Origin of the sequence: Aeromonas sp. S16(2024) (assembly GCF_041403065.1) — a bacterium.
Taxonomy (GTDB): domain Bacteria; phylum Pseudomonadota; class Gammaproteobacteria; order Enterobacterales; family Aeromonadaceae; genus Aeromonas.
On record NZ_JBGLQX010000009.1, the window covers coordinates 36,905 to 57,485 of the forward strand.

19 protein-coding genes are annotated in these 20,581 nt (G+C 64.3%); 5 read left to right on the forward strand and 14 right to left on the reverse strand.

From position 1 onward, the window contains the following. Window positions 1-126 precede the first annotated feature (126 nt). Entirely contained in the window at window positions 127-2,334 is a 2,208-nt protein-coding gene (gene priA / locus ACB030_RS08675; RefSeq protein ID WP_371159092.1) for a primosomal protein N', read from the reverse strand. 147 nt (window positions 2,335-2,481) lie between these two features. Here priA and rpmE point away from each other — a divergent pair, with 147 nt between their 5' ends. The 3 genes from rpmE to ACB030_RS08690 all read left to right on the forward strand — a co-directional run bounded on the left by rpmE (window position 2,482) and on the right by ACB030_RS08690 (window position 5,682). Further along, window positions 2,482-2,697, forward strand: a complete 216-nt coding sequence (rpmE, locus tag ACB030_RS08680; protein ID WP_041998072.1) for a 50S ribosomal protein L31 — start codon at window positions 2,482-2,484, stop codon at window positions 2,695-2,697. 116 nt (window positions 2,698-2,813) lie between these two features. Beyond that, window positions 2,814-4,247 (forward strand): DUF2867 domain-containing protein, encoded by a 1,434-nt coding sequence (locus tag ACB030_RS08685; protein ID WP_371159094.1) that lies wholly within the window; start codon window positions 2,814-2,816, stop codon window positions 4,245-4,247. Between the two features lie 178 nt (window positions 4,248-4,425). Beyond that, window positions 4,426-5,682, forward strand: a complete 1,257-nt coding sequence (locus ACB030_RS08690; RefSeq protein ID WP_371159096.1) for a malic enzyme-like NAD(P)-binding protein — start codon at window positions 4,426-4,428, stop codon at window positions 5,680-5,682. Between the two features lie 79 nt (window positions 5,683-5,761). Here ACB030_RS08690 and ACB030_RS08695 read toward each other — a convergent pair whose 3' ends face one another. From ACB030_RS08695 to trmA, 4 genes are all read right to left on the reverse strand, one after another. Then, window positions 5,762-5,944: a hypothetical protein gene (locus ACB030_RS08695; protein ID WP_166541505.1), complete on the reverse strand. Its 183-nt coding sequence runs from the start codon at window positions 5,942-5,944 to the stop codon at window positions 5,762-5,764. Between the two features lie 54 nt (window positions 5,945-5,998). After that, a complete protein-coding gene (gene rstB / locus ACB030_RS08700; RefSeq protein ID WP_371159099.1) occupies window positions 5,999-7,324 on the reverse strand; it encodes a two-component system sensor histidine kinase RstB in 1,326 nt (441 codons plus the stop codon). Window positions 7,325-7,442: 118 nt separating this feature from the next. Next, window positions 7,443-8,150: a two-component system response regulator RstA gene (gene rstA / locus ACB030_RS08705; protein ID WP_371159101.1), complete on the reverse strand. Its 708-nt coding sequence runs from the start codon at window positions 8,148-8,150 to the stop codon at window positions 7,443-7,445. Window positions 8,151-8,661: 511 nt separating this feature from the next. Continuing rightward, a complete protein-coding gene (gene trmA, locus ACB030_RS08710) occupies window positions 8,662-9,768 on the reverse strand; it encodes a tRNA (uridine(54)-C5)-methyltransferase TrmA (protein WP_371159103.1) in 1,107 nt (368 codons plus the stop codon). A gap of 169 nt (window positions 9,769-9,937) precedes the next feature. On the opposite strand from trmA, the gene ACB030_RS08715 reads away from it, so the two are divergent. Both ACB030_RS08715 and ACB030_RS08720 read left to right on the forward strand, forming a co-directional pair. Next, a complete protein-coding gene (locus tag ACB030_RS08715) occupies window positions 9,938-11,074 on the forward strand; it encodes a DUF5610 domain-containing protein (RefSeq protein WP_371159264.1) in 1,137 nt (378 codons plus the stop codon). Between the two features lie 85 nt (window positions 11,075-11,159). After that, window positions 11,160-11,693 (forward strand): ATP--cob(I)alamin adenosyltransferase, encoded by a 534-nt coding sequence (locus tag ACB030_RS08720; RefSeq protein ID WP_371159105.1) that lies wholly within the window; start codon window positions 11,160-11,162, stop codon window positions 11,691-11,693. A gap of 96 nt (window positions 11,694-11,789) precedes the next feature. Here the strand turns inward: ACB030_RS08720 and malZ are convergent, their stop codons facing one another. The 9 genes from malZ to ACB030_RS08765 form a co-directional block, all read right to left on the reverse strand. Next, complete coding sequence (gene malZ / locus ACB030_RS08725) at window positions 11,790-13,619, reverse strand: maltodextrin glucosidase (RefSeq protein WP_371159107.1); 1,830 nt, start codon at window positions 13,617-13,619, stop codon at window positions 11,790-11,792. A gap of 31 nt (window positions 13,620-13,650) precedes the next feature. Next, window positions 13,651-14,499: an HDOD domain-containing protein gene (locus tag ACB030_RS08730; protein WP_303808810.1), complete on the reverse strand. Its 849-nt coding sequence runs from the start codon at window positions 14,497-14,499 to the stop codon at window positions 13,651-13,653. Between the two features lie 69 nt (window positions 14,500-14,568). After that, window positions 14,569-14,988 carry an META domain-containing protein gene (locus ACB030_RS08735; RefSeq protein WP_025328730.1) on the reverse strand — a complete coding sequence of 140 codons (420 nt, stop codon included), beginning with the start codon at window positions 14,986-14,988 and terminating at the stop codon, window positions 14,569-14,571. A 204-nt stretch (window positions 14,989-15,192) separates the two neighbouring features. Further along, the gene (gene yegD / locus ACB030_RS08740; protein ID WP_371159110.1) at window positions 15,193-16,557 is read right to left on the reverse strand and encodes a molecular chaperone; all 1,365 of its coding nucleotides are present in this window, start codon (window positions 16,555-16,557) and stop codon (window positions 15,193-15,195) included. A 267-nt stretch (window positions 16,558-16,824) separates the two neighbouring features. Beyond that, window positions 16,825-17,814: a 2-hydroxyacid dehydrogenase gene (locus ACB030_RS08745; protein WP_025328728.1), complete on the reverse strand. Its 990-nt coding sequence runs from the start codon at window positions 17,812-17,814 to the stop codon at window positions 16,825-16,827. Between the two features lie 77 nt (window positions 17,815-17,891). After that, a complete protein-coding gene (locus ACB030_RS08750; protein ID WP_371159112.1) occupies window positions 17,892-18,371 on the reverse strand; it encodes a CreA family protein in 480 nt (159 codons plus the stop codon). Between the two features lie 20 nt (window positions 18,372-18,391). Next, the gene (locus ACB030_RS08755) at window positions 18,392-18,838 is read right to left on the reverse strand and encodes a DUF962 domain-containing protein (RefSeq protein ID WP_371159114.1); all 447 of its coding nucleotides are present in this window, start codon (window positions 18,836-18,838) and stop codon (window positions 18,392-18,394) included. 114 nt (window positions 18,839-18,952) lie between these two features. Next, window positions 18,953-19,807, reverse strand: a complete 855-nt coding sequence (locus ACB030_RS08760) for a hypothetical protein (protein ID WP_371159116.1) — start codon at window positions 19,805-19,807, stop codon at window positions 18,953-18,955. A gap of 187 nt (window positions 19,808-19,994) precedes the next feature. Next, window positions 19,995-20,381: a TraR/DksA C4-type zinc finger protein gene (locus ACB030_RS08765; RefSeq protein ID WP_025328724.1), complete on the reverse strand. Its 387-nt coding sequence runs from the start codon at window positions 20,379-20,381 to the stop codon at window positions 19,995-19,997. Window positions 20,382-20,581 lie beyond the last annotated feature (200 nt).

Consider the following 20,581-nt stretch of genomic DNA (forward strand, 5'->3'; position numbering starts at 1 on the left):
GAAGGGGGCAAAGACGCTATGGCGGGTGCGCACTATCGCAAGATCCGTCGGTTTGATTAGCCGCTAAGCGGCGTAGTCAGAGACACGATAAGGGAAACGCCACTGGCGGCTCGTGATGGCGGCGGTTTAATTCAACTCCGTGGGGTCTATGTCCAGGCTCCAGCGCACCTTCCTGGTCTCCGGCCAGCCGTCCAGCTCCTTCACTGCCCAATCCAGCAGCTGCGCCAGCGGGGCCCTGTTCGGCCCCTGCACCAGCAGCTGCATGCGAAACTTGCCTGCCTTGCGCTCCATAAAGCCGCTGATGGGCCCCAGCACTTGCACCTGGGGATAACGGGCGCTGCGCAGGGTATCGGCGAGCCGGCTGAGGAACAGCTGCACCTCATCACGGCCGTTGGCCTCGGCCCGAAACAGTCCCTGATAGCTGAACGGTGGCAACCCCAACAGACGGCGCTCTTTCAGCGCCGTGTCGGCAAAGTGGCCATAACCGTTCTGGGTCAGATCCTGTAGCAGGGCATGCTCGGGGTGGTGGCTCTGCAGCACCACCAGCCCTGGCTTGCTGGCGCGACCGGCCCGGCCCGCTACCTGGGTGTAGAGCTGGGCCAGTTTCTCGGCGGCGCGAAAATCGGCGGAAAACAGGGCGCCATCCACATCCAGCAACCCCACCAGCGTCACATCCGGGAAGTGGTGGCCTTTAGCCAGCATCTGGGTGCCGATCAGGATCTTGTACTTGCCCGCCTTGATGTCGCCGAGGTGGGTCTCCAGCTCCCCCTTGCGGCGGGTGTTGTCCCGATCGATGCGCACCACAGGATATTGAGGGAACACAGTGGTGAGCAACTGCTCCAGCTGCTCTGTGCCGACTCCTGAGCCAATCAGTTCGTTGCTGCCGCACTCGGGGCAGCTGTGGGGCAGGGGGCGCACGCTGTCGCAGTGGTGGCAGTGCAGCCGCCGCCCCGCCTGATGCCAGGTGTACCAGGCGTCGCAACGCTCGCAGGCGGCGCTCCAGCCGCACTGGTGGCAGATGAGGGCCGGGGCATAGCCACGGCGGTTGAGAAACAGCATCACCTGATTGCCCGCCGCCAGATGCTCCGCCATCAATTGCTCCAGCTGGGGGGAGAGCCCGGCCTGCAGCCGCACGCTCTTGATGTCCAGGATCACCTGACGGGCGGTCTGGGCGTTGCCGGCGCGCCGCGTCAGGCTGAGGTGGTGATACTTGCCGCTGCGGGCGTTGTGCAGCGTCTCCAGCGAGGGGGTGGCGGAGCCAAGCAGTATGGGGATACCGGCACGATGGGCCCGCATCACCGCCAGATCCCGCGCGTGGTAGCGAAAACCGTCCTGCTGCTTGAAGGAGCCGTCGTGCTCCTCGTCGATGATGATGATGCCGAGGTTCTTGAACGGGGTGAAGACGGCGGAGCGGGTGCCGATCAGGATGGCGGCGCCACCGTCGCGGCAGGCGAGCCAGGCATCGAGCCGCTCCCTGTCGTTCATGGCGGAGTTCATCGCCACCACCGGCACCTTGAAGCGACGGCGGAAGCGGTTGATGGTCTGGGGGGTGAGGCCTATTTCCGGCACCATCACCAGGGCCTGCTTGCCCGCCTTGAGCAGGGGCTCGAGGATACTTAAGTAAACCTCGGTCTTGCCGGATCCCGTGATGCCGTCCAGCAGGAAGGCACCGAACTTGTCGCTCTGGCTGGTGACGGCAGCCACCGCCAGCGCCTGCTCGCCGTTAAGGCGCAGCCCTTCTCCCGCGTCAAAATGGGTTGCCCAGTCGCCGTCATGGCTCGGCTCCAGGCTGCGCTTCTCCAGCAGCCCCTTCTTCTCCAGGGCGGTGAGGGCGGCGCTCTGAATCTCCTCCTGCTTGAGGGCAGAGGGGGTCTGGGGCCCCTTGCGCAGCAGGGCGAGGGCCTGTTGCTGCTTGGCCGCCCGCTTGAGTTCGTTGAGATCGATTGCCATGCCGGCTTCTGTGGCAAACCAGAACTCCAGCTCCCGGTAGGCGGCGGGCTCCCCTTTGCGCACCAGCACCGGCAGGGCGTGCGGCAGCACCTCACCCAGCGGATGCTGGTAGTAGCTGGCGCTCCAGGCCATCAGCGCCAGGATATCCGGCCCCAGCACGGGGGCGCTGTCGAGCACGCGCTTGATGGGTTTGAGCTTGTTGCGGGGCACCTGACTCTCGGTCGGGTGATCCACCACCAGACCGACCAGAGTCTGGGGGCCGAACGGGATCTCGACCCGGCAACCGGGCTCAGGCAAGGGCAAGGGGGAGAGATAGTCGAAGTGACGGCGCAAGGGCACCGGGACAGCGACACGAACCAGATCCAGCGTTTGGGAAGAATTCACCAGGGGTTGCCTATTTTTTCTGCGAAGCCACTTGCCTGAACTCAGGCATTTCCTATATTATTCGCAGCCTTTGAAACTGTGTTCAACAATCGTGTGGTGTCCGACAAGAGATCGGATGGCGACACGGCCTGATAATCGAGGTTGTCCATGAAAGCTGGTATCCATCCTGAGTACGTAGCCATCACCGCCAAGTGCTCTTGCGGTAACGTCATCAATACCTTCTCTACCCTGGGTAAAGATCTGAACCTGGACGTGTGCTCTGCATGCCACCCGTTCTATACCGGCAAGCAGAAAGAAGTTTCTAGCGGCGGCCGCGTAGACAAGTTCAACAAGCGTTTCGGTGGTCTGACTGCCAAGAAGTAATCTTACTTCTGAAGAATTCTGAAAAAGGCGCCCATCGGGCGCCTTTTTTATTGGCTGGCGTTCTGTATTGCCCCGCTTTGCCCTATGGTGTTGGCTCAATCATGGGAGAAGAACAGATGCGCACATGTCTGGTGATGGGGGCGGCCGGTTACATCGGATCTTACCTGGTGCCCCACCTGCAAACGCTGGGCTACAGGGTGATCGCCGGGGCTCGCCGCCCCTGCCGCCTGCCGGAGGGGGTGGAGTTTCGTCTCGCCGACAGCCTCAAGCCCATCACTCTGCTGCCGGCCCTTGCCGGGGTGGATACCGTCTTCTATCTGGTGCACGCCATGGGGGCAGGCGCCGGTTTTCACCGGCTGGAGCAGCAGGGGGTGAAGAACTTCGCCGCCGCCGCCCGCGCCGCCGGGGTGCGCCGCATCGTCTATCTGGGAGCCATACAACCGATCCCCTGCAACAGCCGCCACCTCAACTCCCGCCGCCACTGCGGCGAGCTGTTTCGGGACGCGGGGGTGCCCACGGTGGAGCTGCGGGCCGGCATCATCATAGGGCCGGGCTCGGCCGCCTTCGAGGTGATGCGGGATCTGGTGTTCAACCTGCCCATGATGGTCACCCCCAAGTGGGTGCGCTCCCGCACGCCCCCCATCGCCCTCTCCAACCTGCTGCACTATCTGGGCGGGCTGGTGGAGGCGCCAGGGGTGGATGGCCAGATCTTCAACGCGGCGGGCCCCGAGCTGCTCAGCTACCAGCAGCAGTTGCAGCGGTTTGCCGCCCACATCGGCAAGCGCTGCCCCATCATCCCCATCCCCTTCCTGAGCCCGCGCCTCTCCGCCTGGTGGCTGCAGTTTGCCACCTCTGTGCCCCAACCCATTGCCAAGGCGCTGGTGGGCGGCCTCAAGCACGACATACCGGCCGACGATGGCCCACTGCGGGCCCTGCTGCCCCAGCACCTGCTCAGCTTCGACGAGGCGCTGACCGAGGCCCTGGCGCTGGAGCAGAAGCTCGGCGCCGAGCAGCAGGGGGAGGAGACGCCGCTCGGCCTGCGCTGGCGCCATCCCGAGTACGGCTTCTACGACCGCACCGCCAGCGGGGAGGCCGAGTGCCTCGCCTCCCCCGAGGCGGTGTGGCAGGTGCTGCAGCAGCTGGGGGGCGAGCAGCGCTACTTCTACATGAACGAGCTGTGGGTGGTGCGCGAATGGATGGATCACCTGATCGGGGGCCCGGCCCTCACCCGGGGTCGCACCAATCCGGATCGCTTCGTGAAGGGGGATATGCTGGACTCCTGGCAGATCCTCGGGGTGGACGAGGGGCGCAGGCTGGATCTGCTGTTCAACATGAAGGCCCCCGGCGTCGGGCGGCTGGAGTTCAACATCCAGCCCCAGGAGTCCGGCCTGACCCGGCTGCGGGTGACCGCCCACTGGCACCCCCAGGGGGCCTGGGGGCTTGCCTACTGGCTCGCCATGCTGCCGTTTCATCTGTTCATCTTCCAGGGGATGACGGAGGCCATCGCCCGTCAGGCGGAGGCGAGGGCCGGCATTCCCGTGATGGACTGAAATCGCATCTATAACTAAATAGGTATTTCTGTGCGGCAGGAGATGCTGCTGAGTCGGCTATCAGTGCGATTAGGCGATATTTTCTGCTGTGAAAGCCCGGTGGTTTTCTTTATGATCTCGAGCCCTCGCCTGTGGCGAGTCAATGCATCACTCATTCACTTCCGTATCGGGGTCCCCCATGTCCGATCTGCGTCACGATCTTCGTCAACAAGCGCTCGATTACCACGCCCAGCCCATTCCCGGCAAGATAGCCATCGCCCTCACCAAGCCCGCCGAGACCGCCCTGGATCTGGCCCTGGCCTACAGTCCGGGCGTTGCCGAGCCGGTGCGCGAGATCGCCGCCAATCCCGATGATGCCTACCGCTACACCGGCAAGGGCAACCTGGTGGCCGTCATCTCCAACGGCACCGCCATCCTGGGGCTGGGCAATCTGGGGCCGCTGGCCTCCAAGCCGGTGATGGAGGGCAAGGCCCTGCTGTTCAAGCGCTTTGCCGGCATCGACGCCATCGACATCGAGGTGAAGCACGAGACCAGCCAGCAGTTCATCGACACCGTCGCCGCCATCGCCGACACCTTCGGTGGCATCAACCTGGAAGATATCAAGGCCCCCGAGTGCTTCGAGATAGAGCAGGCGCTGATCGCGCGCTGCGACATCCCGGTGTTCCACGATGATCAGCACGGCACCGCCATCGTCACCGCCGCCGGTCTGCTCAACGCGCTGGAAGTGCAGGGCAAGCGCATCGAACAGAGCCGCATCGTCTGCATGGGGGCGGGGGCTGCGGCCACTGCCTGCATGGATCTGCTGATCAAGTGCGGCGCCGCGCCACAGAACATCTTCATGCTGGACCGTCAGGGGGTGATCCACAGTGGTCGCACCGATCTCAACCAGTACAAGCAGCGCTTCGCCAACGACACGTCCCTGCGCACCCTGATGGATGTGATTGAAGGGGCGGATGTGTTTGTCGGTGTGTCCGGTCCGGATGTGCTGCCCGCCGAAGCGGTGGCACTGATGGCGCAGCGTCCGGTCATCTTTGCCTGCTCCAACCCGGATCCCGAGATCAAGCCGGCACTGGCGCACTCGGTGCGTGATGACCTCATCATGGGTACGGGCCGCTCCGATTATCCGAACCAGATCAACAATGTGCTCTGCTTCCCCTTCATCTTCCGCGGCGCGCTGGACGCCCGCGCCAGCCGCATCAACGACGCCATGAAGATAGCCGCGGTCGAGGCGATCCGCGGTCTGGTGAAGGAGCCCGTACCGGCCGAGGTGCTGACCGCCGCAGGGGTGAGCGCGCTGGCCTTCGGCAAGGATTACGTCATTCCCAAGCCGATGGATGCCCGTCTGCTGCCACGGGTGGCCCGTGCCGTGGCGCTGGCGGCGGTAGCCTCCGGCGTGGCGCGTGTCGCTCTGTCGGCAGACTACATGCTGGAATAAATCTGCGGCGCCATGCCGACCACGACAGAAGGGGCCCCATGATGGGGCCCCTTTTTGTTACGGGAAGCTTGATGCGTCGTTATTTGGTCTTGGGAGCGACCTTGGCGGCCGGTGCCTTGGCATGAGTGGCCTTGTGATGCTTTTTCACCACCTTGGTCTGGGTCGCCTGAGGGGCGGCTGCCTTGGTGGGGGTGGCTGCCATGGTGAAGCCGGAGGTCAGGGCGAAGACAGCGGCCAGGCTCAGGGGGATCAGCTTGTTCATATTCCAGTTCCTCATTCGGGTTGATGACATGGAGCCTTTCTCCATGACGTCATCCTAGGGCCGTTCCGCTGGCGGTTCAGTGAGTGGCTGGTGACGGTTTGTATCCAAATGTACAGGCAGCCTGAGGCAGAAGCGGGCGCCGACTGCACTGGGCAGCAACTGCACCTCACCACAGTGGTGGCGCGCTATGCTGCGCACTATGGCGAGGCCGAGACCGGCGCCGCCGGTGCGGCGATCCCGGCTCTGATCCAGCCGCATGAAGGGCTCGAAGATCTGGGGCGCCAGCGCCGGATCTATGCCGGGACCGTCGTCGGCCACCTCCAGCAGATAGTGATCCTGCTGCCGACTCATGGTGAGGCTCACCCGGCTGGTGGCGTGGCGCAGGGCGTTGCCGATGAGGTTCTCCAGCGCCCGATCCAGCAGGCGGGGATCGCCGCGCCAGGGCAGGGGATGGGCGGGCAGCTGGAGGGCGAGTCGTCTGTCCGGGCGCAGCGCCTGCCAGTCCGGGAGCCGCTCCCCGGCCCAGCGACCCAGCTCGAGATCGCCGCACTGCAGCGGCAGCTCGGGACGATCCAGCCTGGCGTAGGTGAGCATCTCCTCGATGAGAGCGTCCAGTGCCCCCAGATCGCGCTCCAGCCCCTGTTGTTCCGCTGCCGATGGTTGCGGGTCCAGCATGGCGAGCCGGTAGCGCAACCTGACCAGGGGGGTGCGCAGCTCGTGGGCGATGGCATCGGTCAGCTGTTTGCGACTGGCCAGCATGGCTTGCAGCTGTTCCGTCATCTGATCGAAGGTGCGTCCCACCCGGCCCAGGCTGCTGCCGGGCGGCAGGCCGGTGCGGCTGGAGAGATCCCCGTCACCCACCCGGCGGGCGGTTTGTTCGAGCCGTTGCAGACCACGCCAGTGCGGGCGCAGCCAGAGCAGGATCGGCAGACCGAGGGAGAGACCTATGGCCAGCAGCAGCCCCACATCCACCCAGTGCAGCTCGTGCAGATAGGAGAGATAGGGCACGGGGCCGACGATCAGCACCTGATCGGTGCCCGGGATGCGCTGCAGGAAGGTGTCATCCCCTTCGACGATGACTATGTTGCCCGCCTCGAGAAAGGCTTGATCCTCCCTGGCCAGGGGCTGGTTGGCGAGGGCGCCGAGTTGCAGTGGCAGGTTGAGCTGCTGGCTCTGCTCGCCGGTGCGGGTGGCCCAGTGTTCCGGCGGCAGCCGGGTCAGCTCGCCAGTGAGCAGGCCGAGGGAGCCTTGCATCATGTGCTCCAGATAGCGGTCTCCCGCCCGCTCTGCACTGACCTGATAGACCAGCCCGATGAGCAGAATGGCGAGGGTGAAGCAGCCTATCAGCAACAGATAGAACTGGATAAACAGGCGGCGCATGGGGGCTCTCCTCTTGCCTGGATTGCATCTGGGCGTTGCTTTGTTGCCCCCCTCATCCCCAACCCTTCTCCCGCAAGGGGAGAAGGGAGCGGAGAGCAGCAAGGTCATTCGGCGGGGCTTATTCCCAGGCCTGGGGCACCAGCAGATAACCCTTCTGGCGCACCGTCTTGATCCGGGTCGGGTTGGTGCTGTCATCCCCAAGCCGACGGCGCAGGCGGGAGATGGCCACGTCCATGCAGCGGTCCTGGCCGTCGTAGTCGCGGCCCCGCAGGCTGCGAAACAGCGCCTCCCGTCCCAGGATCTGGCCGGCGTGGCAGGCCAGCTCCCACAGGAGGTCGAAATCGGCGGTGGAGAGGGGGACGCTGTTGCCGTCGAGGCGCACATCCCTCCCCGGGCCATCGATCCGCAGGCGGCCGAACTGTAGGCGCTGGGGGGGCGCGCTGGGAGCGGCCGGTTGCGACGCCGGCCCCTGCTGGCGGAACTGGACCCGCAGCCGGGCCAGCAGCACCGGGGGCGGCGTGGTCTTGAGGATGTAGTCGTTGGCGCCCAGCTCCAGGCTGAGGATCTGGTTCATGTCGCTGTCCAGCGAGGTGAGCATGACGATGGGGCCGGCAAAGCGCGGGCGCAGATCCCGGCACAGGGAGAGGCCGTCCTGTCCCGGCAGCATGATGTCGAGCAGCACCAGGTCGGGCTGTTCGGCCTCCACCCTGGCGAGCGCCAGATCCCCCCGGCTCTCCAGCAGCACTTCGATGTCGTGGCGGCCGAGCCAGCTGCTGATGAGCTGGCCTATCTCGGGATCATCTTCAACAAACAGAACGCGTGGCATGATGGCGTGGCCCCGGCTATGGTGCGAATGCGCGTGTCGCCAGCATAACGGCTGCGCCCGCGCTCTGCACCGGGATAACTAATCAAACCGGACCAGAGGGCCTTTTCCCCCTTCTCCCCTGGCGGGAGAAGGGCGGGGATGAGGGGGGAGAGTTAGGTCTGTCTCGCGGCCCAGATAGCCCCCGGTTTCCATGTGATGGACTCGGGGGAATGGTTCGAATCAGCCCGCCTTGCGGTGCAGATAGCCCCGGCTTCCATGTGATGGGCTCGGGGGAATGGCTCGAATCAGTTCGTGTCGCGGTGCAGATAGCCCCCGGCTTCCAGATGATGGACTCGGGGGAATGGTTCGAATCAGTTCGTCTCGCGGTGCAGATGTCCCCCGGCTTCCAGATGATGGACTCGGGGGAATGGCTCGAATCAGCCCGCCTTGCGCTTCAAGTAGACCCCGGCTTCCATATGGTGGGTCCAGGGGGAAGTGGCTCGGACAGGGCGAAGCGGTCTCCCCGGCGGCATCAGCTCACTTTGCGTTTGAGATAGACCCCGGCTTCCATGTGGTGGGTCCAGGGGAACTGGTCGAACAGGGCGAAGCGGGCGATCTCGTGGGTCTCCCCCAGCACCGCCATGTTGGCCTGCAGGGTCTCGGGGTTGCAGGAGATGTAGAGGATGTTGTCGTACTCCTGCACCAGCCGGACCGTGGCGTCGTCGAGACCGGCACGGGGCGGGTCGACGAAGATGGTGTTGCACTGGTAGGCGCCCAGATCGACCCCCTTGAGGCGGTTGAACTCCCGCTCGCCGCGCATCGCCATGGTGAACTCCTCCGCCGACATGCGAAGAATGATCAGGTTGTCGACGCCGTTGGCGGCGATGTTGAACTGGGCGGAATCCACGCTCGGCTTGGCGATCTCGGTGGCCAGCACCTTGCGGAAGTTCTGGGCCAGGGCGATGGAGAAGTTGCCGTTGCCGCAGTAAAGCTCCAGCAGGTCCCCCTCGCTGCCGCGGGTCACATCCAGCGCCCAGCCCAGCATCTGCTCGTTGATGGCGGCGTTGGGCTGGGTGAAGCTGTTCTCCACCTGCTTGTAGACCAGCTCGCGCCCCTGCACATTCAACCGCTCGATGACGAACTCCTCCCCCAGGCAGATCTTCTGCTTGTGGGCGCGGCCAATCAGCTGCAGATCGAATCCCTGGGCCCGCAGATCGGCTTGCAGTGCCGCTGCGGCCTGCTGCCACTCCGCCTCCAGCTTGCGATGGTAGAGCAGGCTGACGCACAGCTGGCCGGACTGGGTGGAGAGGTAGTCTATCTGGAACAGCTTGCGGCGCAGTACCGGGTGCGGGCGCAGCCCTGCCAGCAGCACCGGCATCAGCCGGTTGATGAGCAGGCTGGCGGTGGGGAAGCTGTCGACCCGGATGATCTCCTTGGTGGCCTGGGCATACATGCAGTGGAAGAGGTCATCCCCCTCGTGCCAGATGCGGAACTCGGCGCGCATCCGGTAGTGCTCGGCGGGGGAGGCATGGACCTCAAGCGCGGGCGGATTGAAGTCGGCGAACAGCTGGGTGAGGCGATCGCGCTTCTCGTCGAGCTGGGCCTGGTAGTCGGCGGGGGTCCGCTGGGATTGGGTCATAGATACCTCAGATGCACACCGGCAGGGCCGGGCAGAAACCGGGGGAAGGCCGCAGCCAACCAAAGGGTGGGGATTTTAAAAGGCCATCGCGGATTGTCCAAGTTTTTTGTGGTCAAGAAGTGGTCAGTCGGGCCGATAACCGATCCACCAGTATGGCGGGAGAGTGATGATGCAGATCGATGGCATGGGCGCAGCCCAACCCAAGGGAGTGGGCATTGCTCCCAAATCGCCTCAACAGGCAGAGTCGAAAACGGCGGACAAGGGGGATGAGGTCTCCCTGAACAAGCCCCCGAAGTGGGCCCAGGTGCTGATCCAGCAGGCGCTGCAATTCGCGCTGGAGATCAACGGCCAGCACTATCAGGCCCCCAGGAGTCAGGAGTTCAAGCTGGATCCGCCAGAGGCGATCACCCCGGAGACCCTGTTCGATTACGAGACGGTGGCGGACAACGTGCTGCAGTTCGTCACCGGGCGGCTGGGGGCGGCCCGTGCCGACGGCAAGTCGGATGAGGATCTGGCCAAGATGATGGAGCAGGCCCGCAAGGGCGTGGAGATGGGCTTCGGCGACGCCAGAAAGCAGCTCGGGGACTGGGCGGACAACGAGGACATCAAGACCGGCATGGATCAGAGCTACAAGCTGATCCAGGAGGGGCTGGAGTCCTTCGAACAAGAGTTCTTCGGCGAGGTCTCGACCACGGATCTCGGGGCGGCCAAGATGGCAAGCCGGCAGCAGGCCTTCCTCGAGATCGAGACCCGGGACGGGGACAAGGTGATGCTGAGGTTCAGCGACAGCTGGCAGTTCAAGTCCCGTAACGACGGGAGCGGCAGTCAGTTCAGCCTCAAGTCGAGCCAGAGCTTCGACTTCTCCCTGGAGGGGGATCTCGACAGTGGCGAGATGGAGGCCATCGGCAAGCTGGTCAAGGGGCTGGACGAGCTGGCCGGCCAGTTCTTCGGCAGCGGGGAGGGCAAGACCCTGGCCGACAGGCTGGATGGGTTGCAACTGGACGACAGCCAGCTGGCCTCCTACTCCCTCAAGCTCAAGCAGTCGGCCCGCTTGAGCCAGACCTATCAGGGGGCCCATTCGCTGCAGGAGGGGCTCAAGCCGCTGGCGGACTACCTGCCGAAGCTGAGCCAGCTGCAGCAGCAGGCCGATACCCTGTTGCCCCCTGCCCAGCAGCAGGCCTTGACCCCTGCGGTACTGGCGGCGCGAGGCCAGGGCGAGGGGGCCGAGGGCGCCGGTTTCATGGGTTTCAACCAGCGGATGCTGGAGGCCATGAGGCTGCTCGACCAGCAGATGGCGACCACCTGATCCCGGTTTGTCACCTCTCTGATGCGGCGTTTGCCAGCCCGGGCCCGGGCTGGCAAACTGCCTTTTTCTCCAGCCAGACGATGCCATGAACCCCAAGAAGCCAAGAGACAAGCGCGAGCTCTGCTACCCCTTCATCTTCGAAACCCAGTTCCAGTGCGACTACGAGATCGCCACCGACGAGCTCTGCTGCCAGGTGGGGGCCGTGCTCTCCCATCTGGTGCCGGATGAGGATACCCGGCCCGTGCTGGGGGATCTCGCGGCGCTGCAGCGACTCATCTACAACCTCAACGGCTCGGTGCGCGGCAGGCTCGGGATCTTCGAGGAGGATCTGGACTGGCTGAAGGGGCGTTACGATCACTACAACGAGGCGAGCCGAGGCCGGGTCACCGGTTTCGTGCTGCCCCAGGGACCCCAGCCCATCCCCACCCTGCACCTGTGCCGCTGCGGCAGCAAGAAGGTGGTGCGGCTGCTGGTGCGCCTCGAAGAGAGTGGCGTGCGCTTCGACTCCATCCTCTATCGTTTCGCCAACCTGCTGGCCAACTTCTTCTTCGTGCTGACCGTCTACCTCAAGCAGGCGTGGAATGTGCCGGAAGTGCCCTACGTCAGCATCAACTACTGAGGTCGCCTGGGGTTGCCACAAGGTTTGCCCAAGCGACATAAAGAAAAACCGGAGCCTTGGGCTCCGGTTTTGCTTCTCTGCGCGCCAACAGCGCATTCAGCTCGACAGCAGCACCCTGGCCGAGTTGGCCGGTATGGTGAGCTGTACCTCCCCCTGCACCACCTCGAACTTGTCGCCGTTGAAGGCGTCGGTGAAGCGGCTGGCGGGGCTGGCGGTCTGCCACAGGGGCAGGCTGATGGTGCGCGGCTCCGTGGGGTGGCGGTTGCAGGCCACCACCACCTGATCGCTTTGCAGGGTGCGGGCGAACACATAGCTGTGAGGGCCGGCGTAGAGGGTCTGGATGTCCCCCCGGCGCAGGGCCGGACGCTGGCGGCGCAGCTGGATCAGGCGGCGGTAGTGATCGTGCAGCACATGATCCCAGTCTGTGGTGTCCCAGGGGAAGCAGCGACGGCAGTCCGGATCGTTGCCGCCGGAGAGCCCCACCTCGTCGCCGTAGTAGATGGAGGGCACGCCGATATAGGTGATGAGCAGGGTGGCGGCGAGCCGCATCCGCTGCTTGTCCTCCCCCAGCAGGTGCAGGAAGCGGGCGGTGTCGTGGCTGTCCAGCAGGTTGAACTGGGCCAGCTGGTTCTTGAAGGGGATATGGGCCCGGGCCAGCTTGAGCCACCTGTCCAGCTCCTCGGCGCTGATCCGGATGGGGTGATAGGCGATGTCCTGCCCCGCCAGGAAGGCGCGTATGGGGTGGGCGAAGCCGTAGTAGTTCATGGCGCCGTCCTCCTGATCCCCCTGCAGCCACTGGCTCGCCTCGAAGAAGTGTTCGCCCAGCACGTAGGCGTCCGGGTTCTCCTGCTTCACCGCGCCGCGAATGGCGCGCACATGACCGCTGTTGCCCATGGCCGAACCCCGCTCCCCCAGCATGTGGATGACGTCGAAGCGCCAGCCATCGATCTGGTAGGGGGCGCGCATCCAGTAGCGCAGAATGGCGTTGTCTGCTCGATATACGGCGTCCTGCACCTGTTCGCTGGAGAAATCCAGCTTGGGCAGGCTGCGGATGCCCTTCCAGCTGACATAATCCCCTTCCTTGTCGAAGGTGTAGAAGTTGCGCCAGGGGGAGTCCGGGTTGCTCTGGGCCCCCAGCGGCGGGCAGAACCAGGGGTGATCGGTGGAGGTGTGGTTGACCACGGCGTCCAGGATGATCTTCATGCCGCGCTGGTGCAGGTTGCGGGTCAGCTCGGCAAACTGGGCGTTGGTGCCGAGGTGCGCATCCACCTTGAAGTAGTCCTGGGTGTCGTACTTGTGGTTGCTCGGTGAATCGAAAATGGGGTTGAGATAGAGCGCCGTCACCCCGAGGGATTGCAGGTAGTGCAACTTGGCGTCGATGCCCGCCAGATCCCCGCCGTAGAACTCGCAGGCGCCGTGCCCCTCTTCGTGGCGGCTGACCGGCTCCCCCCAGGCCTTGCTGATGACCGCCTTGCCGCGGTACTCGTACTCGTGATGCTTGACGCTGAGGGACGGATCGCCGTTGCAGAAGCGGTCGGGGAAGATCTGGTAGAAGACCTGATCCTGTACCCAGGTCGGCGGCTGATGATGGCTGTTGAAGCGGAAATGCTGCTCCCGCGGCGGCATGGCGGCGCTGACGCCCGCCCCGTGCAACCACCACTGCTCCTGGTCGGTGAGGCACTTGAAGCAGTAGAGGTGGATCTCCTGCCCCCTGGCCAGCGGCAGCTCGACCTGCCAGACCTGCAGCCTGTCCCGGGTCGAGACCGGGCGCATGGTCACCAGGTACTCCTCGTTGTCCGGCTCGTGACGCAGCCACACCTCGCGGATGGGGGCGTCCAGCTCGCTGAACAGGGTGAGCAACAGGGTATCGGCACTCTCTTTGAACCAGGGTGCCACCTGGGGATGAAACAGGAAGGGATGGGTCATGGTATCTACTGCATCAGAGGGTGGCCAGAGGCTACTGGGTCAGGAGGTCGGCGAGGGCATTGCCCTGCTCGTGGAGTTGCTCCAGCTGATCCGCCAGGGTGGCGGGATCCAGCCCGAGCTGGTCGGCCAGCGGCTTGGGGAAGCGCGCTATGATGGCCTGGGCCGGTACCCCGGCGTGCCAGGCGAAGGAGACGAAGACGGAGAGCCGGATCAGCACCGCCTCCTTGCTGACCGGATCGTGGGAGAGGGGATCCAGCTGCTGGGCGATGGCATCGACGAAGGAGGCCGACAGGTTCCAGCGCTTCGCCAGCTCGGCGCCGAGCTGGGCATAGTCGTACCCCAGCATCTCCCGCTGGGCCTCGACCCTGCTGCTCCCCTTCTCGATGGCCAGGTTGATGAGCCCGGCCTCCTCCGGCAAGGTGCTCTGGATCAGCAGCTCGCCGATGTTGTGAATGAGGGCGCAGGTGAAGGCGCTCTCCGGATCCACCGCCCTGGTCTGCTGGGCCAGGGTGCGGGCTATGGTGGCGACCTGGAAGGTCTGGGTCCAGAAGCGGTGCTTGTCAAAGCCCGGGGGGGCCTTGAAGCTGCTGATGATGCCGGAGGCGACCACCACGGAGCGCAAGCGGTTGAAGCCGAGGCGGATCACCGCCTGCTCGATGGAGGTCACCTCGTTGCCCCGGCGCAGGGCGGCGGAGTTGGCCATCCGCAGCACCTTGACGCTGATCACCTGATCCATGGCGATCTTGGCCGCGATCTCGTCGATGCGGGCATTCTCATCGTTGAAACTCTGCATCAGCTCGTGCAGCAGCTGCGGGATTGTGGGCAGTTGTTTGATCTTGCCAAACAGGCGATCCATCGACATGGCTGAGGCAGCCTCCATTGCGAACAGTGCCTCATATTGTGCCACAGCCTGGCCAGTTGTTCCTGTCGGCGAGTTGTTTTGTGAGCCCTAGTACACCCAGTCTCGCAGTCTGTATTCCAAACGGTGCCGTTTTCCGGTCAGGATCAGGGTCTGTGGCGTGCCGCTCAGGGTCGCGCCCTCCATCAGGGTAGCGAGTACCGCCTGTTCGATCTGGTCGAGCCGGGGCGGGCAGGCCATGGCCGTGCTGCCGAGGCTGGTGACCCAGAGCCTGTCATCCTCGAGATGGCCCTGGCCGAAGTAGCGGTTGCACCCGGCGATGCCATTGACGGTGAAGTGCTCCCCTATCTCGATGTCGGGGGGATTGACGCGGCTGCTGGGGATGGCCTGGCCATCCAGCTTGTCGAGCACCCAGTGGTGGTGCTGCAGATCTTGCGAGGCGAAGCGGGGAGTACTGCTGCAGGCGCTGAGCAGGAGCAGGGCGAGCAGCAGTAGCAGAAATCTGGGCATGGAAGGGGCTCCGGTGATGGGAGCGACAAGCATACCTGTGCCATGGCCCGGGAGGCAGGGCGAGGGTGGGGCGGCCCGACCGCTTCTGTCGCCCTCAGGGGCAGGGGGGTGTCGGCAAATGGCAACACCAGCCCCGGGCGAGTCTGATTGCACGCAAAAGGGGCCACAATGTGACCCCTTTTGCGTGTCTATCGGTGAGCCGACTTATGCATCGGCAAACAGCCGCTCGGCGTAACGGGCCAGGCCCGAGGCCACAGAACCGAAGTCATCCCCTCCCTCCAGAGGCACTGCGGGCAGCTTCTGGCGAATGAAGGCCTTGATGAGGGGGGAGCGGGCGCTGCCACCTGTGACGAAGATCCGGTCCGGCGTTACGCCGGCGGCGGCGATCGCCTCGTCCATCAGCTCGCCAATCTTCTCCAGCAGCGGGGCCGAGGCGCTGGCCAGCTGAGGGTGAGTAAGTTCCGCTTCCAGCCCCTTCTCCAGCTCGTTCAGGGTCTGGTGATTGAGCTCGTGGTCGGACAGGGCGATCTTGCCCTGCTCGGCGCGCCACACCAGCTGGTGGCTCAGCTTGTGGGCCCGCAGGCTGGCGAGCCGTGAGAGCTTGCTGCCGGGCTGGCTGTCGAGCTGCAGATCCTGCAGCTGGCGGGCGGTATCCAGGCTGTAGAAGCGGCTCTGGGCGCTGACGTCGTTGATGGCGGCCGCGTCCCAGAACAGCGGGTGGGGCAGCGGCTTGCCGGTCTTGAGGGTCTCGTGCATGCCGAGCAGCGGCATCATGCCCTCCACCGTCAGCCGGATGTCGAAGTCGTTGCCGCCGATGCGCTGGCCGCTGTGGCCGAGCAGATCACCGTCGCGGTCCAGCCGGTCGCGGTGGCTCGGGCCCATCCGCAGCATGGAGCAGTCCGTGGTGCCGCCGCCTATGTCCACCACCAGCACCACGGCATCCTCGGTGAGGCGCGCCTCGAACTCGAAGCCGGCGGCCACCGGCTCGTAGAGAAACTCCACCCGCTCGAAGCCGGCGAGACGGGCCGCCTCACCCAGGATGGCGATGGCCTGGCGGTTGCTCTCCTCCCCGGCCAGCCCCTGGAAGTTGACCGGGCGACCTATCACCGCCTGGCGCACGGGGGCGCCGGTCTGCTGCTCCGCCTCGTGGCGGACGTGCAGCATCATGGCGCAGACGATGTCCTCGAACAGGGCAATCTGGGGCGCCTTGAGGCCGTAGGCCCCGAGGAAGGATTTCGGCGACTTGATGTAGTAGCCGTCATCCGGCTCCTCCAGGTAGCGCTCCAGCGCCGCGCCGCCGAAGCTGAGCTCGTCGATGAGCCCCTCTTCGCGCATCTGGCGACGCACCGCCTGGGCCCGGGTCACCACGGGGCCCCGCAGCTTGAGGTATTCCGCCTGCTGGGGGCTGGCCAGCCGTTCGGCCAGCAGGCCGGCGATGGCATCCCGGTGCGGGGCGTGCAGGGTGGAGGGGAGGTAGTGGGAGCCGGAGAGGGTCAGCAGCCTGGGGCTGCCCTGTTCCATCACGGCGACGGCACAGTTGGAGGTACCGTAATCAAATCCGATAAACATGGGTGCCAGACTCCAGAGTAAAAAAGGAGGACTGGCCTACCCGAAGGTGCCGGGTCTTACAACCCGGCGCACAGTCGGAGGTACAGTGAGCAGATCTGATGAACATGCTTGCCAGACTCCTGTACAAAAAAGGGCTGGTAGCCTACCTGATGACGTCGGGTCTCACAACCCGGCGCCATGGTTATTGCGCTCGCAGGGGGCAACAGGAGGAGCGGTGCGCCTGTCGGCGGGAGTGGCTCCCTCTGTCTTTGATTGCCGGGGGAGGAGTTACTCCACCTCGTTGTCGCTGCGGCCCTGGCTCTCGATGGCCTGGATGTTGCCGAGGGTGGTGTCGGCGATGGCGTGCAGCGCCTCCCGGGTCAGGAAGGCCTGGTGACCGGTGAACAGCACGTTGTGGCAGGCTGAGAGGCGGCGGAAGACGTCATCGGTGATCACCTCGTTGGACTTGTCCTCGAAGAAGAGATCTTCCTCCTCCTCGTAGACGTCCAGCCCCAGGGCACCGATGCGGGAGGTCTTGAGGGCCTCGATGGCGGCGTTGGAGTCGAGCAGGCCGCCCCGGCTGGTGTTGATGATCATCACCCCGTCCTTCATCTTGGCGAAGGCCTCCTTGTTCAGCAGGTGGTAGTTCTCCTTGAACAGGGGGCAGTGCAGGCTGATGACGTCGGACTGGCGCAGCAGGGTGTCGATGTCCACGTACTCGGCCCCCAGATCGATGGCCGCCTGGCTCGGGTAGGGGTCGCTCACCAGCAGGCGCATGCCGAAGCCCTTGAGGATGCGCAGGGTGGCGATGCCGATCTTGCCGGTGCCTATGATGCCAGCGGTGCGGCCGTGCATGTTGAAGCCGACCAGCCCTTCCAGGGAGAAGTTGGCGTCGCGGGTGCGCTGGTAGGCCTTATGGATGCGGCGGTTGAGGGTCATCATCAGACCCACCGCATGTTCGGCGACGGCTTCGGGGGAGTAGGCGGGCACCCGCACCACTTTCAGCCCCAGCTCCTTGGCGGCCACCAGATCCACGTTGTTGTAACCGGCGCAGCGCAGGGCGATGACCTTGGTGCCGTTGGCGGCCAGCTCGGTCAGCACCTCCCGGTCGGCGTCATCGTTGACGAACAGGCAGACCACGGGGAAATGATGGGCGAGGCGGGCGGTCTTGGCCTCCAGCCGCACGTCGAAGAACTCCAGCTCGAAGCCGTACTGGCTGTTGGCCTGATTGAAGTGTTCCTTGTCGTAGCTCTTGGTACTGAAAACGGCGACTCTCATGGGGCGCTCTCCGCAGATAATGATGTGGTTAAATTACAACAAATGGTGACCGTCATCACGGGATAAATGGTGGGGATTCAGCCCCAGGGCATGATGGGAACGGCGCTCACAGCACTCTTGTACGAACCATCCACCAACTTGGTGCTGTAAGTCAGATAGACAAGGGCATTGCGCTTCTCGTCGTAAAAACGCACCACCTTCTGCTCCTTGAATACCAGGGAGGTGCTGACGTCGAACACCTCTTCCCCGGCTTTGAGCTTGGTGGGCAGGGTGATGGGGCCTATCTGGTGGCACGACAGTGAGGCGTGGGAGGGATCTTCCGCCAGCCCGAGGCCGCCCTTGACGCCCCCGGTCTTGGGGCGCGCCAGATAGCAGGCAACGCCGGCGATTTTCGGGTCGTCGAACGCCTCCACCAGGATCTTGTGATTGGGGCCGACCAGCTTGAAGGCGGTGCTCACCTCGCCGACGAGATCGGCCTTGTCGGCCAGCGCCGGACCGGCAAACAGCGTGCCCAGCAGCAGAGGCAGGGCGCGGGTGAGGGGGAAATAGTGTGTCATGGTTTCTCCTTTGGCCTCCCTCAGTAGGGGATGCCCAAGCGACGATAGAGGCTGGCCAGCACCCAGGCGGGGCCTATCAGCAGAAATTGCAGGTCGGTGAGGAAGGAGGGACGCTTCCCCTCTATCCGGTGGCCGACGAATTGGGCCACCCAGAGCAGCGCGAAGGCGCACAGGGCGGGCCACAGCAAGGGTCCTTGCCAGCTGTGGCAGAAGGCCAGCCCCAGCGCGGTCAGCGCCGCCATTCCCACGAACAGGGCAAACGACAGCTGCAGGTAGAAGGCCAGCACCGGAATGGCAACCAGCGCCGCCCAGTTGAGGGAGGGCGGCAGCGGGCCGGCCGGCAGGCACCAGAGCAGAGCCAGCGAGCAGAGGTAGATGCCGGGCACGGCCACCTTGTGGATCGCCACATTGACCGGGTGTCGGTGGCTCTGGCCGTAGTCGCTGAACCAGTCGTCGAGTCGTTTCATGGCACCTCCCTGGTGCGGCGGGTTGACACCTCTGCGGGCTGGCGTGGCCCGTGCCTGCCCTGGCCTCTGCATTTCTCTGTCCGGGCTGAATAATCTCTACAACCCCGGATCCCATTATTGGGGCGGATAGTCCCAATATTGGGCTGGAATGCTCCTGAGCAAGGGGGTCATGTCCGGGTTGGGCAGGGAGATGGTGACTCGCTGTTCCAGATTCGCGCTGGCCAGGGCCTCGCGGATCCTGGGATTCTCGTGGAAGAACTTCATGAAGCTGCCGTCGGCATAGGCCCGCTCCAGTCCGGTCTGGATCGCCTTGGCCAGCTTGGGGGACTCTGGGCTGACGAAGAAGAACTCGGCGAAGGGGTAGCGGATCAGCAGGTGCTGCTCTATGGCAAGATTGGGGTACTGGGCCGCCAGCTCACGGCGTTCCGCGAAGATCTCCACCAGACCGCGGGGGAAGAAGTCGAGCTTGTCGCCGTCGTTGATGAGGCGGAACAGGTTGCTGTAGCGCCCCGCATAGGTCGCAATGCCCGCCTGCTCCAGGATCTTGTTGTCGGCCCAGCCGACCCCCTGGGCCGCCTTCAGCTGCTTGAGATCTGCCAGGGTGTTGACCTGGTTGAACTTCTCCTGGGCGTCGCCGTGAATGAACGACAGCCGCAGCCCTTCCAGACCGCGGAACAGCGGAATGGGGACGGGGATCAGGGCGGATTCGAGGGCGCTGGAGGTCCCCATCCAGAACACGTTGATGGTTTTGCCCTTGCGCAGCTCCTGCTGCAGGGTGAACTGATTGAGATTGAGATCGACCCGCTTCAGCTTGTAGGGCTGTCCGGCACGGTTGAGTGCCAGCTCCAGCAGCTTGAGCTGGTATTCGCTGTCGAGGTCGTTGATCGGTCGGCTGGGGACCTTGACGGTGAGAGTCTGCGCCTGTGCCAGCAGCGGCAGGCACAAACACAGCCTGATGAGCCATTTCACGCTCTGATCTCCTGTAGAGTCCGGGACTTGCCCGGAGTCTAACAGAAGTTGTCACGCTCTTGCTGTGAAGCCGCAAACAAGGTTCATGTGCAGCCCGGCATGCTCGTCTGTCTGCACGGACGCCGGTGCCTGCACACTGCCTTGCCGGCGGCCTCGTGCGACAAGGGGGTGACGGTTCACTGGCGCATCAGGCGACGCGGCGGAACACGTGGGTGTCGTTGAATTCCTTGGTGCTCTGGCACTCGACGCAGAAGCGGGACTCAGGGCGAGCCTGCAGCCGCTTGAGGGAGATCTCGTCACCGCAGGATTCGCAGTAGCCAAAGTCCCCTTCATTGATGCGTCTCAGCGCCCCTTTCAGCTTGCGCAGATGCAGCTTGTCGTGCTCGATGCGGTTCAGCTCCAGACGGCGGGCCTCCTCGATGCTGGCACGATCAATTTCATCGGCCATCTCGTTGGTATCGGTGGCGATGGCCTGGCTGGCTTGGGAGTTGAGACGCTCTTCGAGCTCGAGGATTTGTCGCTCGATCTGACCCTTGTAAAAGGCCAGTTGGTCTTCAGTCATGAAATCACACATAGGGTTTGCTACCAGTCAGTTTCCCAATTTTTCCCATTTATGGGGGCTGTCGGCCCGCAGACCAAGCCCCTGTAGTCCGATTTGCACCAAATCCATGCAGGAGAGTGCAAATCAGGGCGGGCCTTGTACCAAAAAAATGCGGGTATGCAAAGCAAATAGGATAAGGATTGTGCGCCCTTGCAAAGAAATGGGCCCGTTCC

Excerpts from the sequence above, each read along its gene's own strand:
- ACB030_RS08685 (WP_371159094.1), top strand. The coding sequence starts at position 2,814 with ATGCGCACATGTCTGGTGATGGGGGCGGCCGGTTACATCGGATCTTAC.
- rstA (WP_371159101.1), bottom strand. The coding sequence starts at position 8,150 with ATGCCACGCGTTCTGTTTGTTGAAGATGATCCCGAGATAGGCCAGCTC.
- ACB030_RS08765 (WP_025328724.1), bottom strand. The coding sequence starts at position 20,381 with ATGTGTGATTTCATGACTGAAGACCAACTGGCCTTTTACAAGGGTCAG.
- ACB030_RS08735 (WP_025328730.1), bottom strand. The coding sequence starts at position 14,988 with ATGCCCAGATTTCTGCTACTGCTGCTCGCCCTGCTCCTGCTCAGCGCC.
- ACB030_RS08695 (WP_166541505.1), bottom strand. The coding sequence starts at position 5,944 with ATGAACAAGCTGATCCCCCTGAGCCTGGCCGCTGTCTTCGCCCTGACC.
- trmA (WP_371159103.1), bottom strand. The coding sequence starts at position 9,768 with ATGACCCAATCCCAGCGGACCCCCGCCGACTACCAGGCCCAGCTCGAC.
- yegD (WP_371159110.1), bottom strand. The coding sequence starts at position 16,557 with ATGTTTATCGGATTTGATTACGGTACCTCCAACTGTGCCGTCGCCGTG.
- ACB030_RS08745 (WP_025328728.1), bottom strand. The coding sequence starts at position 17,814 with ATGAGAGTCGCCGTTTTCAGTACCAAGAGCTACGACAAGGAACACTTC.
- rstB (WP_371159099.1), bottom strand. The coding sequence starts at position 7,324 with ATGCGCCGCCTGTTTATCCAGTTCTATCTGTTGCTGATAGGCTGCTTC.
- ACB030_RS08750 (WP_371159112.1), bottom strand. The coding sequence starts at position 18,371 with ATGACACACTATTTCCCCCTCACCCGCGCCCTGCCTCTGCTGCTGGGC.
- ACB030_RS08715 (WP_371159264.1), top strand. The coding sequence starts at position 9,938 with ATGCAGATCGATGGCATGGGCGCAGCCCAACCCAAGGGAGTGGGCATT.
- malZ (WP_371159107.1), bottom strand. The coding sequence starts at position 13,619 with ATGACCCATCCCTTCCTGTTTCATCCCCAGGTGGCACCCTGGTTCAAA.
- ACB030_RS08755 (WP_371159114.1), bottom strand. The coding sequence starts at position 18,838 with ATGAAACGACTCGACGACTGGTTCAGCGACTACGGCCAGAGCCACCGA.
- rpmE (WP_041998072.1), top strand. The coding sequence starts at position 2,482 with ATGAAAGCTGGTATCCATCCTGAGTACGTAGCCATCACCGCCAAGTGC.
- ACB030_RS08730 (WP_303808810.1), bottom strand. The coding sequence starts at position 14,499 with ATGGAGGCTGCCTCAGCCATGTCGATGGATCGCCTGTTTGGCAAGATC.
- ACB030_RS08720 (WP_371159105.1), top strand. The coding sequence starts at position 11,160 with ATGAACCCCAAGAAGCCAAGAGACAAGCGCGAGCTCTGCTACCCCTTC.
- ACB030_RS08690 (WP_371159096.1), top strand. The coding sequence starts at position 4,426 with ATGTCCGATCTGCGTCACGATCTTCGTCAACAAGCGCTCGATTACCAC.